14 protein-coding genes and 1 tRNA gene are annotated in these 13,374 nt (G+C 35.5%); 2 read left to right on the forward strand and 13 right to left on the reverse strand.

What is annotated here, in order from left to right; all coding sequences use genetic code 11:
- Positions 1-211: 211 nt before the first annotated feature.
- Complete coding sequence (locus MKY04_RS17440; protein ID WP_346234717.1) at positions 212-1,420, reverse strand: ISL3 family transposase; 1,209 nt, start codon at positions 1,418-1,420, stop codon at positions 212-214.
- A 790-nt stretch (positions 1,421-2,210) separates the two neighbouring features.
- Here MKY04_RS17440 and MKY04_RS17445 point away from each other — a divergent pair.
- Positions 2,211-2,453, forward strand: coding sequence for a hypothetical protein (locus MKY04_RS17445; RefSeq protein ID WP_126295141.1), 243 nt, complete (start codon positions 2,211-2,213; stop codon positions 2,451-2,453).
- Between the two features lie 176 nt (positions 2,454-2,629).
- On the opposite strand, the gene MKY04_RS17450 is transcribed toward MKY04_RS17445, so the two are convergent.
- Positions 2,630-2,704, reverse strand: a tRNA-Arg gene (locus MKY04_RS17450).
- A 309-nt stretch (positions 2,705-3,013) separates the two neighbouring features.
- On the opposite strand from MKY04_RS17450, the gene clpP reads away from it, so the two are divergent.
- A complete protein-coding gene (gene clpP, locus MKY04_RS17455) occupies positions 3,014-3,607 on the forward strand; it encodes an ATP-dependent Clp endopeptidase proteolytic subunit ClpP (RefSeq protein ID WP_126295142.1) in 594 nt (197 codons plus the stop codon).
- A gap of 301 nt (positions 3,608-3,908) precedes the next feature.
- On the opposite strand, the gene MKY04_RS17460 is transcribed toward clpP, so the two are convergent.
- From MKY04_RS17460 to hisB, 11 genes are all read right to left on the reverse strand, one after another.
- Positions 3,909-4,166, reverse strand: a complete 258-nt coding sequence (locus MKY04_RS17460) for an HPr family phosphocarrier protein (RefSeq protein ID WP_126295143.1) — start codon at positions 4,164-4,166, stop codon at positions 3,909-3,911.
- 102 nt (positions 4,167-4,268) lie between these two features.
- Positions 4,269-5,213 (reverse strand): DNA-binding protein WhiA, encoded by a 945-nt coding sequence (gene whiA, locus MKY04_RS17465; RefSeq protein WP_126295144.1) that lies wholly within the window; start codon positions 5,211-5,213, stop codon positions 4,269-4,271.
- 54 nt (positions 5,214-5,267) lie between these two features.
- The gene (locus MKY04_RS17470) at positions 5,268-6,248 is read right to left on the reverse strand and encodes a gluconeogenesis factor YvcK family protein (protein WP_126295163.1); all 981 of its coding nucleotides are present in this window, start codon (positions 6,246-6,248) and stop codon (positions 5,268-5,270) included.
- Between the two features lie 4 nt (positions 6,249-6,252).
- Positions 6,253-7,146 (reverse strand): RNase adapter RapZ, encoded by an 894-nt coding sequence (rapZ, locus tag MKY04_RS17475; RefSeq protein WP_400195018.1) that lies wholly within the window; start codon positions 7,144-7,146, stop codon positions 6,253-6,255.
- Between the two features lie 5 nt (positions 7,147-7,151).
- On the reverse strand, positions 7,152-7,622 hold the full coding sequence (locus MKY04_RS17480) for an NUDIX domain-containing protein (RefSeq protein WP_126295146.1): 471 nt from the start codon (positions 7,620-7,622) through the stop codon (positions 7,152-7,154).
- A 359-nt stretch (positions 7,623-7,981) separates the two neighbouring features.
- Positions 7,982-8,926 (reverse strand): thioredoxin-disulfide reductase, encoded by a 945-nt coding sequence (gene trxB, locus MKY04_RS17485; RefSeq protein WP_126295147.1) that lies wholly within the window; start codon positions 8,924-8,926, stop codon positions 7,982-7,984.
- A gap of 140 nt (positions 8,927-9,066) precedes the next feature.
- A complete protein-coding gene (locus MKY04_RS17490) occupies positions 9,067-10,590 on the reverse strand; it encodes a tetratricopeptide repeat protein (protein WP_126295148.1) in 1,524 nt (507 codons plus the stop codon).
- Positions 10,591-10,740: 150 nt separating this feature from the next.
- On the reverse strand, positions 10,741-11,376 hold the full coding sequence (gene hisIE, locus MKY04_RS17495) for a bifunctional phosphoribosyl-AMP cyclohydrolase/phosphoribosyl-ATP diphosphatase HisIE (RefSeq protein WP_126295149.1): 636 nt from the start codon (positions 11,374-11,376) through the stop codon (positions 10,741-10,743).
- On the reverse strand, positions 11,373-12,131 hold the full coding sequence (gene hisF, locus MKY04_RS17500) for an imidazole glycerol phosphate synthase subunit HisF (protein WP_346234842.1): 759 nt from the start codon (positions 12,129-12,131) through the stop codon (positions 11,373-11,375). Before hisF ends, hisIE begins: the two co-directional genes overlap by 4 nt.
- The gene (gene hisH, locus MKY04_RS17505; RefSeq protein ID WP_126295151.1) at positions 12,125-12,772 is read right to left on the reverse strand and encodes an imidazole glycerol phosphate synthase subunit HisH; all 648 of its coding nucleotides are present in this window, start codon (positions 12,770-12,772) and stop codon (positions 12,125-12,127) included. The genes hisF and hisH overlap by 7 nt, the downstream gene beginning before the upstream one ends.
- The gene (hisB, locus tag MKY04_RS17510; protein WP_246020388.1) at positions 12,769-13,374 is read right to left on the reverse strand and encodes an imidazoleglycerol-phosphate dehydratase HisB; all 606 of its coding nucleotides are present in this window, start codon (positions 13,372-13,374) and stop codon (positions 12,769-12,771) included. The genes hisH and hisB overlap by 4 nt, the downstream gene beginning before the upstream one ends.

Below are 13,374 nucleotides of genomic sequence, written 5' to 3' on the forward strand. Positions count from 1 at the left end.
TATAAATATAACTTTTTATTTTTTCAAAATAATCAGTATAAGAGGAAATCTAATTCTCTTGTTACATTTTCAGGTCCTTTGTCAAATGTTGGGGTAACACTTGAGAGAACAAGAGAATTTGAGTATAAGATTAACTTTTCCTGCCCATACATTTCTTCCGAAGCGTAGCGAGGAAGGAATGTATGGGTAGGTCGCGGCTCGCTTCGCTCCCTCACCCAACATACAACCCTATTTTTCTATACATGTGACCTAATAATATTTTTGCTTTAAAGTGCTCATATTTGCGGAAGCCATAAGCATTTCGCTTGAGCACTTTTGATTTATTGTTAATACCTTCTAAAAACCCGTTTGAATAGTTAAAGACAAAGCTATTTAAGATTTCTACCTGCCAGTTTTTTATCGTTTGAATACGTTTTATAAAAGATGGAATGTTTGCCTCTTCTACCTTGCGGTAAAACGCTTCTAAACCTTCCTTCACCTTTTGAATATTCTTCTCTTCCTTAGCTTGTGTAAACCACTTTTTATACGCTTCTTTTAACTCATAGGCTTTTTTTAATTCAGGTGATAATCCAAGATAACGGTTTAAATACCAACGCTCATCTTCTGTTAATTTTGCAGAGTTTTTATGTAAAACAAATCGCATACGTTTACATTTTTTGCGATCATAAGCATGCATTTCTTTTTGAACTTTCCTTCTGACGTCATCTAAAGCCCAATGAATATAACGACAATAATGGAATCGATCCGCTACAATGATTGGCTTTGCTAATGCTTGATGGACAGCTGCTTTAAAGCTTCCATTCATGTCCATCACAACAATTTCTACATCTTGTCCATATTTTTGTAAATATGTTTTTATCGTTTGTAGTCGCCGATTCGGCAAAATATCAATTGGTTCATGTGTTTCCGCATTTGCTATAATTAGCTGATATTCCCCGGCATCTGTATCTGCTTTATATTCATCAATGGCAATCGCCTTTGGTAAACGAAACCCTTCTGGTAACGCTGCTTTTGTCTGTTTATTGAATCTACGTAGTATCGTTGAAATGGATGTACTGAGTATCATTGCAGCATCTTTAAATGTTTTTGATTTAACCGATTGAATAATCATGGCTTGATTTGTTTCCTTAGAAAAACGCTGGTAACGCTCAACAAATGGGGCCTTTTCGGCAAATCGCTTCCCACAAATACAACGATAACGGCGGCATTTATACATCAATTGCGTTGAACGTCCCCACATTGGAAGATGCCCAATCTTACGCATTCGATAGTCATGTACTTTCGACGTCTTTTCACCACATGCTGGACAAATGTGTTCTTTTATGGGTATTGAAATATACACTAAAATTCTATTTTCTTGTTCAACAATTTCCTCAAGGTTTACTCCTTTTAATCCTGGTAAATGCATGTTAAAATTCATATTGCACAACTCACCTTTACTACTTGTTTCTCGTCAATTCAAGTATAGTAAAATAGGTGATGTTGTGCATTTTTATTTTAGAAATTGTTTAAAAACCCCAACATTTATTATAGAACCCATTTTCATGTCATCTATTTCAAAATAAAAAAGGTATTCCAAAGTTCACTTTGGGATACCCGTTTATCATTCAAACCTCAAACTAAAATTATACAATGTATCGTTACTCATAAAAATTTTATATGAAATGATAGGTAATGATAGTTTAAAGAGAATGAATTAAGGGTAAAATGAATTGGTACAGTAATTGCATTTTACCCCATATTTTTCATTCCCCCTGAAGTTTATTAGGCTGCTAAACTAATAAACTTCAGCAAGGTCTAGCTTTTATATTATTTATTTGAAACAGTAAAATGGCGCCCTTATAGGGCATATTGTAACAAACGAAAAACAGCTACAAATCAATAATTTGATGGCTTGATATGTAGCACTAATAAAAACTTATCATTCGTTATAAATCACAACATTAACTAATGTACTAGCTTTCAAGGAAATAATCAACCGTTTTGAATAGTTTTTTTGAAAAATATTTAATAAACTAGTTATTTGTTAATATCTAGAAACTTCAATTTTTCCCCTTCCCTGCTCATGTGAATCCTGTTAATTAAAAAACATTCAAGTTAAGTCGTGTATAGTAATCTATTTATCCGTATTTTAAAGGTAGCACGCTCTTTAATAATAGTACTGTTATATCTTAATAGACTATACAAGAAAAGCCTAAATTAGTAGCTCTGTGCCCATTAAAAAGAAACTGAAAAATACATTAACGTATGAAGGAAGTAAAAAACTAAATGAATATGAAGTTGAAAAAAATGGTTTAATTTTCAAGTTAGATGGAAAAGTTAAAGTGGTAAGTAATATTGCAGTTAATAAACAATTAAACCGAAACTTAAACAAACTCGGCATTAAAGAACTTAGATTCCAAAATCTTCATCAAACTCATGAAGCATTTAGTGTACAGTATGTTTTCCAATAGCACAGCTCTAAATAATCACATTCATTACGAATAGAGAGAAAATGTATAGTATTTGAGCGTCGTTTTATTATCGTTACCTCGAACATGCACTAAAACGTTAAAATACCGCACAAACGTTGATACTCAATGTTTGCACGGTTTTCTCATATTATATATAGGTATCTTAAACAGTAAAATGGCGCCCTCGGAGGGAATCGAACCCCCAGCGGAAGAACCGGAATCTTCTGTGTTATCCATTACACCACGAGGACACTTATAAATAGGTTTACACATTAAACAAGGAAATATTTTAAACATCATTTTGTTCAAATGACGACTTTACTATTATACAAATGTCTGTATCATAATTCAACTGTAAAGTAAAAGTCGTTTCCAATTATTATTTATTTAACGTGGTGATTATTTCTTTTTTATCCATACAATAGGTAGTGAATAATATTTTCTCATCCTCAGAGTTTATATTTGACCTTCCTTGACTATTCTGTGTATGATATTGTTACAGCTGAAGATTACTTCAGCATTATGTAAACAAATTAACCTTTAATAAGGAGGATTTAATAATGAATTTAATTCCTACAGTTATTGAACAAACAAATCGCGGCGAACGTGCTTATGACATTTATTCTCGTTTATTAAAAGACCGCATTATTTTACTTGGTAGTGCTATTGATGACAATGTTGCGAACTCAATCGTAGCGCAATTGTTATTCTTAGCAGCTGAAGATCCAGATAAAGATATTTCACTATATATCAATTCACCTGGTGGATCAATTACTGCTGGCATGGCGATTTTCGATACAATGCAATTTATTAAACCTAAAGTATCAACAATTTGTATCGGTATGGCAGCATCAATGGGTGCATTTTTACTAGCTGCTGGTGAACCAGGTAAGCGTTATGCATTACCAAATGCAGAGGTTATGATTCACCAACCACTTGGAGGCGCTCAAGGTCAAGCAACTGAAATTGAAATTGCTGCGAAACGCATTTTATTCTTACGCGATAAATTAAATAAAATTTTATCTGAGCGTACTGGCCAACCTTTAGAAAAAATTGCACAAGATACTGACCGTGACAATTTCATGACTGCAGAACAAGCGAAAGAATATGGTTTAATCGACGGTATTATTACACGTAGTAACGAGAAAGCTTAATACCTATATCAGCTCATTCTAAAAAGAGTACAATTCAGCTTTAAAAGCTGGATTGTGCTTTTTTGTATGGGCTTAATTTTTTGTACGGTTATTATATATTTATTCACTAATATTGGTTTTGCTTCTTAAATAAGAAAGAGCCGCCCAGAAACTATTTTCTGAACAAGCCCTTTGCTTTAATCTAAGTATAATATTTGCTTTTTATGATGGTTACACCAAAACATGCCTATCCTCGGCACAAGGGGCAGTCCAAACTGCCTTTTTAGACGGACCCTTACTGCGAGCGTTTACAAAGCTCTGCCTATTCTTCTTTTTGAATAAGCTTAATTAATCCATCTAGTGCTTCATTTTCATCTTTGCCGTCAGCAATAAGTGTCACTGATGTTCCTCTTGCTATAGCTAAGCTCATAATACCCATGATAGATTTAGCATTTACTTTTTTCTCATCTTTTTGTAAATACACTTCAGACTTATAGCGATTTGCTTCTTGAACAAAAAGCGCCGCTTGTCTTGCTTGCAAACCTGATTTTAATTTTACTTCCACATTGGTTTCAACCATTTTACGATACTCCCTTTCACACCGTTCATCACTATATTTTTATCTTATCTAAATTGTATGAAAAGAACAATGTTAGATTCCTACAATTTTTTGACAAAAATACTACTTTATTGTTTCACCGCGTCTTAAAGCTTCTGCAATTTCATCAATTTTACGCAATCGGTGGTTGACGCCTGATTTACTTACAGCTCCAGTCGACACCATTTCACCTAGTTCTTTTAATGTTACGTCCTGATATTCTACACGAAGTCTAGCGATTTCACGCAGTTTTTCAGGTAACTGATCAAGGCCGATTGTATTTTCAATAAACCGAATATTTTCGACTTGCCGTATAGCAGCACCAATTGTTTTGTTTAAATTAGCTGTTTCACAGTTCACAATTCGATTCACACTATTTCGCATATCTCGGACAATTCGTACATCCTCAAATTTTAACATTGCCTGGAATGCGCCAACCATTCCTAAAAAATCAGAAATTTTTTCAGCTTCTTTTAAATACGTAATAAATCCCTTTTTGCGCTCTATAGTTTTTGCATTTAAGTTAAACTTGTTCATTAAATCTACAAGTGCTTCACTATGTTCTTTATATAATGAGTAAATCTCTAGATGATATGAAGACGTTTCAGGGTTGTTAACAGAGCCACCTGCTAAAAACGCACCACGTAAATAAGCCCGTTTTTGATTTTTATTAGCTAATAAAGAATTGGATAGCGAATGATTCAACTGGAAATCTTCTGACAAAATATCTAAATCTGTTAATAATTCACGGGCACCTTCACGAACACGGCAAATGTATACATTATTTTTCTTTAAACGCATTTTTTTTCGAACTAATAGTTCAACATTGTATGAATATAGCTTTTTTATTATTGTATATAGCCTTCTTGCAATAGCAGCATTTTCTGTTTGCACATCTAAGCTTAACTGCCGATTTGTAAATGATAGTGTCCCGTTCATGCGGATTAGGGCAGATACTTCAGCCTTTAAACAGCTTTCATCGGCTTCTATTTGCGTTAATTCTTTTTTAGTTTCGGAAGCAAATGACATCTCTTCCCCCCCTCTCAAATATGTATGAAGATAATCATAACATACTATTCGTATCTAGAGCTTTGTTTGTTTTATGTTGTAGCTGGAGGCATAATCACATAGCCATTGCGCTATTTTATTCGACTCATGTCTTACTACACCAGATTGGATTGTAGCAATTTCTTTTTTAATTACCTCTAGCCCCATGCTTTCCAATTTTTCAATATCAAACATGACAGGCTCTGCATTTTCTTCTTTATAGTTTTCTTTTATTGGCAAAGGCAGTTCAATGTCATTTACTAAAATGGCATCTAAACATGGCTTTCCTACATGGTCATAAATTGCTTGGACATGATCTGTCGCACGATAATGAATTGTTTCTCCTTTTTGCGTCATCAGATTACAAATATAAATTCTTCGTCCTTTAGCATTCACTAAAGCATCTCCAATTTCTTTCACTAATAAATTTGGAATAATGCTCGTATAGAGGCTTCCTGGCCCCACTAATATGAAATCTGCTTTTCTAATAGCTCGTATTGCTTCGGGAAGCGGTTTCACATTATTTGGAACTAAAAATACACGCTTTAGTGGAAGATGGGATTTTGGAATTTTTGATTCGCCTTCAATGATTGTGCCATCGATTAATTCAGCATGTAATGTGATTTTTTTATTTGCTGCGGGAATTACTTTACCATGAACTTTAAGTACTTTGCTCATTTCTGCAATCGCATGACTAAAATCTCCAGTGATGTCAGTTAAAGCAGTTAGCATTAAATTTCCTAACGAATGCCCACCTAAGTCAACAGATTGTGAAAAACGATATTGAAACATCTGCTCGACTAAAGGTTCTGTATCGGAAAGTGCAGCAATCACATTCCGTATGTCACCCGGCGGCGGGATATCGTAGTCATCTCGAAGACGTCCAGAAGACCCACCATCATCTGCAACTGTTACAATTGCAGTTATGTCAAACGGATAGTTTTTTAATCCGCGCAACATCGTAGATAGTCCTGTACCTCCTCCGATGACTACGATACTCGTCTTTTTATTTTTCATTACTTCAATCCTTTCTGCGATTGATATCTCGATGCGTAATTGCTGTTTTGTATCTGTCACTAAAGAGCTTTCCAAAGTATTCTGCCAACGTAACAGATCTATGCTGTCCACCTGTACAGCCAAATGCGATTACAAGTTGTGATTTTCCTTCACTTATATATTGTGGAATCATAAATTTAAATAAATCTGTCAGCTTTGCTATTAATTCATTTGTTTCCTCAGATGCTAGTACATAAGAAGATACTTCTGTTTGCAAACCCGTTTTATGACGCAGCTCCTCCACATAATATGGATTTTTTAAGAAACGAACATCAAACACTAGATCAGCATCAATAGGAATTCCATTCTTATAGCCAAAAGACATTACATTAATTGAAAACTTTGGACTGTTTGAATTTGAAAATTCGTTGCCAATTCGTTCCCTCAGTTCTCTAGGCTTCATTTGTGATGTGTTATAAACAAATTTTGCTCGCCCCTTTAACTCAGCAAGCATTTCTCTCTCTTTTTGAATGCCTTCTAGGGGTAATCCTTGCGGTGCTAAAGGATGGGATCTTCGTGATTCCTTATAACGTCGAACGAGGGTTTCATTATTTGCATCTAAAAATAATACTCGTGTATTAATATATGCTTCCTTCTCTAACAAATCTAGTGCATCTATTAGTGAATCGAAAAACTCTCCACCACGCATATCCATCACGGCTGCAATGCGTGTAATATTTCGTTCTGACTCCTTCATTAGCGCTAAAAATGTAGTAAGTAAAGCAGGAGGTAAGTTATCGATGCAATAATACCCTAAATCTTCAAAACTTTGAACTGCAACAGTTTTGCCTGCTCCTGACATGCCTGTAATAATGACTATCTCATGTGAATAGATTTCACTATTACCCATGACGACCATCTCCTCTATTTAAGTTCACTCGACGTTTGTATTTTTTCATTTAGTAGTACAAAATCTTTTGTATACTCAAATGTACCATATTGTATGCCTTCTTTTAATGCAGCAAACAATAAATTTCTTCGATCTCCTTCAGCCATTGGAAGTTCATGCAAGCTTTCCAAAGGATGCCATTCTAATACACCTTCTCTTGTCTGTTTAAATGGCTCTCCCTCTACTCCATGGGCAACAAACGTGAATAGCATCCATTCATCAACTTTTTCTTCTCCATCTTTTATAACCATTGTATAGACGCCTTTTAAATGGATATTCTTTGGTTTAACGTTTGTTTCTTCATGAAATTCCCTTAACGCTGCTTCATAAATGGATTCACCGCTTTCCATTTTTCCTCCTGGAGCAACATACCAACCTCTTCTTGGCTTTTGGAGAAGTAAAACTTGCCCATCTTGAATTGCTAGTAAATTTGCTATCCGTTGCATTACACACACCTCAAATCTTCGTTACTCCCTAATCATTATTATACCTTTTAAAATGTCAATCTTACAAAATAATACGTTTGAAAACTAAGAATAATGAAAATCATACACATTCATAATTGTGCATGGAAATTAAATCATGCTTTAGCATGGACGACGGAAGTTAGTTAGTTCCGAAGTTATGCTATGCATACACATTCACTTAGTTTCCGCCAAAAAAAGGTTGCTTCCATTAAAAATTGGAAACAACCAAAATAATTCAAAAAATGGGGGTTTGAGTTTATACCCAAAGTATACCTTTTTAATATTGCAATAAAGTTACAGGATAATTAAATCAATATATCAATAATTTTCCATAATAATTATTGATTAATTTTTTCTTTTAACTCTTCAACATAGCTTTGCACTGATTGAGCTGCAATACTTCCATCGCCTGTAGCAGTTACAATTTGGCGTAACATTTTCTCGCGAACGTCTCCTGCTGCAAAAATTCCTTTTACTGATGTTTCCATTTTATCGTTTGTTACGATATAACCATGCTCATTTACAATGCCTAAATCTTTGAAAGGCTGTGTTAAAGGCACCATTCCGATATAAACGAATACACCATCAGCTGCAAATTCTTGCTCGCTGCCATCAACAGTTGATACAAGTGTTACACTGCCAACTTTACCATCTTTTTCATTAATTTGTTTTACTGTGTGATTCCAAATAAAATCAATTTTCTCATTTGCAAAAGCACGGTCTTGAAGAATTTTTTGTGCACGTAGTTTATCGCGACGGTGAACAATCGTTACTTTGTCAGCAAAACGTGTTAAGTAAACTCCTTCTTCAACCGCTGAGTCGCCTCCACCTACAACAACTAAATTCTTTTGTTTAAAGAATGCGCCATCACATACCGCACAATAACTTACTCCACGTCCACCAAGTTCTTTTTCTCCAGGAACACCCATCTTTTTGTACTCTGCCCCTGTTGTAATAATAATTGAACGTGTTTTATATTCTTTAGCTCCAGCTTTAATAATTTTATATTCTTCACCATCAATAATTTCAGATACGTCGCCATAAGCATATTCTGCACCAAATTTTTTGGCATGTTCAAACATTTTTGTAGAAAGCTCAGGCCCTAAAATTGTTTCAAATCCTGGGTAGTTTTCTACCTCTTCTGTATTTGCCATTTGTCCACCAGGTATACCACGTTCTATCATTATTGTAGATAGGTTTGCACGTGATGCATAAACTGCAGCTGTCATCCCTGCTGGACCTGCTCCGATAATTACTACGTCATAAATTTTTTCAGACATGATATTGCCTCCTCAGGTAAAAAGCTAATAGGCTAGCTAAACTTCAAATTTAATAATAACTTTTGTATATATTATCCTATTGCATTGCTTCAGGAACTTCAAATAAATTGTCTTATGTTAGCTAAAGGATGCTTCCACTTTTCTTAGTCAAATGGCAAAAACTCTATTAATTGTTCTACATACTTTGTTAACGTTGAAACTGAAATGCCGTACTTTTCAGCATATTGTTTTTTCGTTATGTTTTTACTATTAATTGTTGAATAAAACATATACTCTACCGAAGCAGCCAATGCTTTTACATTTTTAAACTTGTAGCCATTTTTTAAAGCTCGTTCACTAAGGACAAACCACATTTGAAATAAATATTGAATTTCTGATGTCACTGTTGAACAGCTAGTAAATAATTCTTCTGCAACTTCCATTGATCTCATAAAATATTTTTCGATTTCATTTTCTTTATTGAAATCATGCTGTAGTGCGTACGCAAGACAAAGCTTTTCAATGCCACTATATTTTGCAAGATCTATTAGTTTAGGATGTGCGATTATTTCTTGTTTATAAATGGATTTGCTTAAAAGGAAGAAACCAAGCATCCGATGAGTACTATATTTGCTGCTTATTTTTTCGATGATAAACTCACGATTATGCTCTAATGAATCACTGTTTGTTTCTTCTTTTAAGTGAAGCCAAGGTTCAAAACCATCCTTAGCTGGATCGATTTCAACTAACAACTTCCATACTGCTTTTCCTTCTTCTACCCGACCTGAAAAGTAAGCAGATTGAGCTAACCAAAAGTAAAATCCTGAATCTCCTTGATAGCCGCGCTTTTTCATACTTTGAAGCCATTTATATGCTAACTCATATTGACCAACTAATGCTAAAGTTGCACCGAGCTTATAGCGATTTTCCCAATCATACGGATTGATTTTTTTCAGCATTTCTAAAAGCGTTGCAAGCTCTTCATCATTTTTTTCATAATATGCAATGACTGCTAGATTGCAAATTGCATGGAGATTGCCGTGGTTTTCCCGCAGCACATTATTTAGCAAAGCTTTTGCCTGCTCTGTATCTCCAACATAAAAATATGCTAATGATAAATTATTGTAAGCTGCCCATAAGTCCGGATAGCGTTCAATTAGTTGTTCTAATACTTCAATAGCATTATGAAATTGGCTATTTTCCATAAAGCGGCGTGCTTTTTCTTGGGCGATTAGTTTTTCCGAATCGTCTTCGTCAAATTGTTCTATTTCATTCTCTTCATACTGAAAGTACTCTAAAATTTCTTCTGCTTCCAAGGCATACATACCATCCGGCTCCATTTGCAAATACATTTCTGCAAACTTTTGAGCATCCCTTATCATGCCGATACAGCCTGAAATTTCAGCTAGAAAAAACACATGCTCAGGCTCGCTTGGATCTAGACTGTATGCAGTGTGTATCAATTCATAAGCCTTTTCAAAGTTTTGAGCTTCCATTTCTAAAATGCCAAATTGCATTAAAACGTGTGCATCATCTGGACTTAATTCTGCAGCCCTTTTCATATATTTATACGCTTTATCCATCTGGTCTTTATCCATTGCTTTAAGCGCTTTATTGAAATAATAATCTCCGTTTGGAATAAACGAAACGACATTATTTAATTTCTCTTTTTGACGTTGATTTCCCAAAATAAATCCTCCAAAGCCTAACTCTATTTGTTAAAGTAACCTTTTAACAAAGTTAAAGGAACGTATTGCTACGTTCCTTTAGACAATTAGGTTTATTATAACATATTTATATACAACGTCATTAGTTTAGCTTCGCACCACGAATCGATTTTATTTTTTTGTGCTTGCTCTTTTTTCTTCGTGGCGAGTTTTAAGCACAGCTAGTACGTCATAAATATTAATCTTTTGTTCCTGCAATAATACTAATAGGTGATAGATTAAATCAGCGGCTTCCCATTTTACTTCTTCCGCATCTCGATTTTTTGCACCGATTACAACTTCAGTAGCTTCTTCTCCTACTTTTTTGCAAATTTTATCGATCCCTTTTTCAAATAAGTATGTAGTATATGCACCCTCAGGCATATCTACTTCACGCTTGCGAATGATTTCTGCTAATTGTGGGATAATTTCAACTGAACCAACTCTATCGTTTTCTAATACTGTTTCAGTAAAACAAGAAGTAGTCCCATTGTGGCATGCTGGTCCAGCAGGCAGCACTTCAACTACTAACGCGTCTTTATCGCAATCTGCTTTAATTGAAATTACTTTCTGCGTATTGCCGCTCGTTTCACCTTTATGCCAAAGCTCGTTTCTTGAACGGGAATAAAACCATGTTTCGCCAGTTTCAAGCGTTTTTTGCAAGGATTCCTCATTCATATAGGCAACTGTTAATACCTCTTTTGATTGTGCATCTTGTACAACCGCTGTAATTAAACCTTTTTCATCAAATTTTAAGCCTTCAATCATCTGACACAAACTCCTTTTTCGCGCAAAGTTGCTTTCACTTCGGCTACGCTTGTTTCTTTATAATGGAAAATAGATGCTGCAAGAGCTGCATCTGCATCGACATCTTGCAGTACTTGTAAAAAGTGTTCAGCATTTCCTGCACCGCCGCTTGCAATGACAGGGACTGTTACAGCATCTCGAACTGCCTTCGTTAAAGCCAAATCAAAACCTGATTTCTCGCCGTCCTGATTCATACTCGTTAAAAGGATTTCTCCAGCACCTAGTCGCACCGCTTCTTTGGCCCACTCAACTGCCTGCCATTCTGTTTTATTACGTCCTCCATGGGTATAAACCATCCAAGTACCATCTTCCTCGCTGTATCTAGCATCGATAGCTACAACGATACATTGTGCACCAAAGAAATCGGAGCCTTCTTTAATAAGCTCAGGTCGCTCTAATGCAGAAGTGTTGACTGATACTTTATCTGCACCAGCTCTCAGAATTCTCTTCATGTCTTCTAATGTACGAATTCCACCACCAACTGTAAATGGAATTGCCAACGAAGATGCAGTTTTTCTTACTACATCCACCATTGTTTCACGGCCTTCATGAGATGCTGAAATATCTAAAAATACTAATTCATCTGCACCTTGTTCATCGTAAAACTTTGCCAGTTCAACCGGATCACCAGCATCACGCAGTTCAACGAATTGAATTCCTTTAACTACACGGCCATCCTTTACATCAAGGCAAGGAATGATACGTTTTGTTAGCATGTAAGCACCCCCACACCTTTTAACCATTGTTCAAGCAAGAACACACCAAAGTCTCCTGATTTTTCAGGGTGGAACTGCATACCCGTTACATTTCCAGCCTGCACTACTCCAGGCACTTCAACACCAAAATAATCAGCGCTTGCTACTAGCTGTTCTTTATCAATATTCACTCCATAAAATGAATGTACAAAATACACAAATTTACTTTCAGGAAGTTGTGCATTTTCCAGCCATGTAGGAATTGAATTGAACTGCAAAGTATTCCATCCCATATGTGGAACACGATATTGCTCGCCAGATTGTGAGATTCCCGTGAAACGTGTAATCGTTCCTTTGAAAAAACTGAAACCTTTTGTTGGAGTAACTTCTTCACTTTCTTCAAAAAGCAATTGCATTCCTAAGCAAATACCTAGTAAAGGCTTTTTGGCATCAACTTGACCTCGGATAAATTGCTCTAGTCCTGTTTCAGATAAACGTTTCATTGCATCTGGAAAGGCACCAACCCCCGGTAAAATTAAAGCATCTGCTGCGGCTAAGGCTGTTGCATCTGATGATACTACCACTTCGCAGTCCAAACGTTTTAATGCCTGTTCAACACTGAATAAATTACCCATTCCGTAATCAATAACACCTATTTTCATGTCAACAACCCTTTCGTTGACGGTACGCCTTTTACACGTGGATCAATTTGTACCGCATCATCTATTGCACGAGCAAGTGCTTTAAATATAGCTTCAATAATGTGATGCGTATTATGACCATAAGGAACAATGACATGCACGTTCATTCGTGCTTCTAAAGCAAGTTTCCATAAAAACTCATGAACAAGCTCCGTATCAAATGTACCAACCTTTTGTTTTAATTCAGGTTCCACTCGGTACTCTAGATGTGGACGATTAGAGCAGTCAATAACTACCTGTGCTAAAGCATCATCCATTGGAACAAAAGCATTGCCATAACGTTTAATTCCTTTTTTATCGCCAAGCGCTTCTCGAATAACCTGACCTAAAACAATTCCAATATCTTCAGTAGTATGGTGATCATCTATATGTGTATCGCCATCAGCAACGATCTTCCCATTAAACAAACCATGTTTAATAAATAAATCAAGCATATGGTCCATAAAAGGAACACCAGTATTTACTTCTGCAATCCCTTCACCATCCAAGTCTAATTCTACGGAAATTTTCGTTTCATTCGTATTACGTTCTATTTTAGCAAAGCGTTGTTTTTGTTCAGCCAA

Origin of the sequence: Lysinibacillus telephonicus, from assembly GCF_039654155.1 — a bacterium.
Lineage (GTDB): Bacteria > Bacillota > Bacilli > Bacillales_A > Planococcaceae > Ureibacillus > Ureibacillus telephonicus.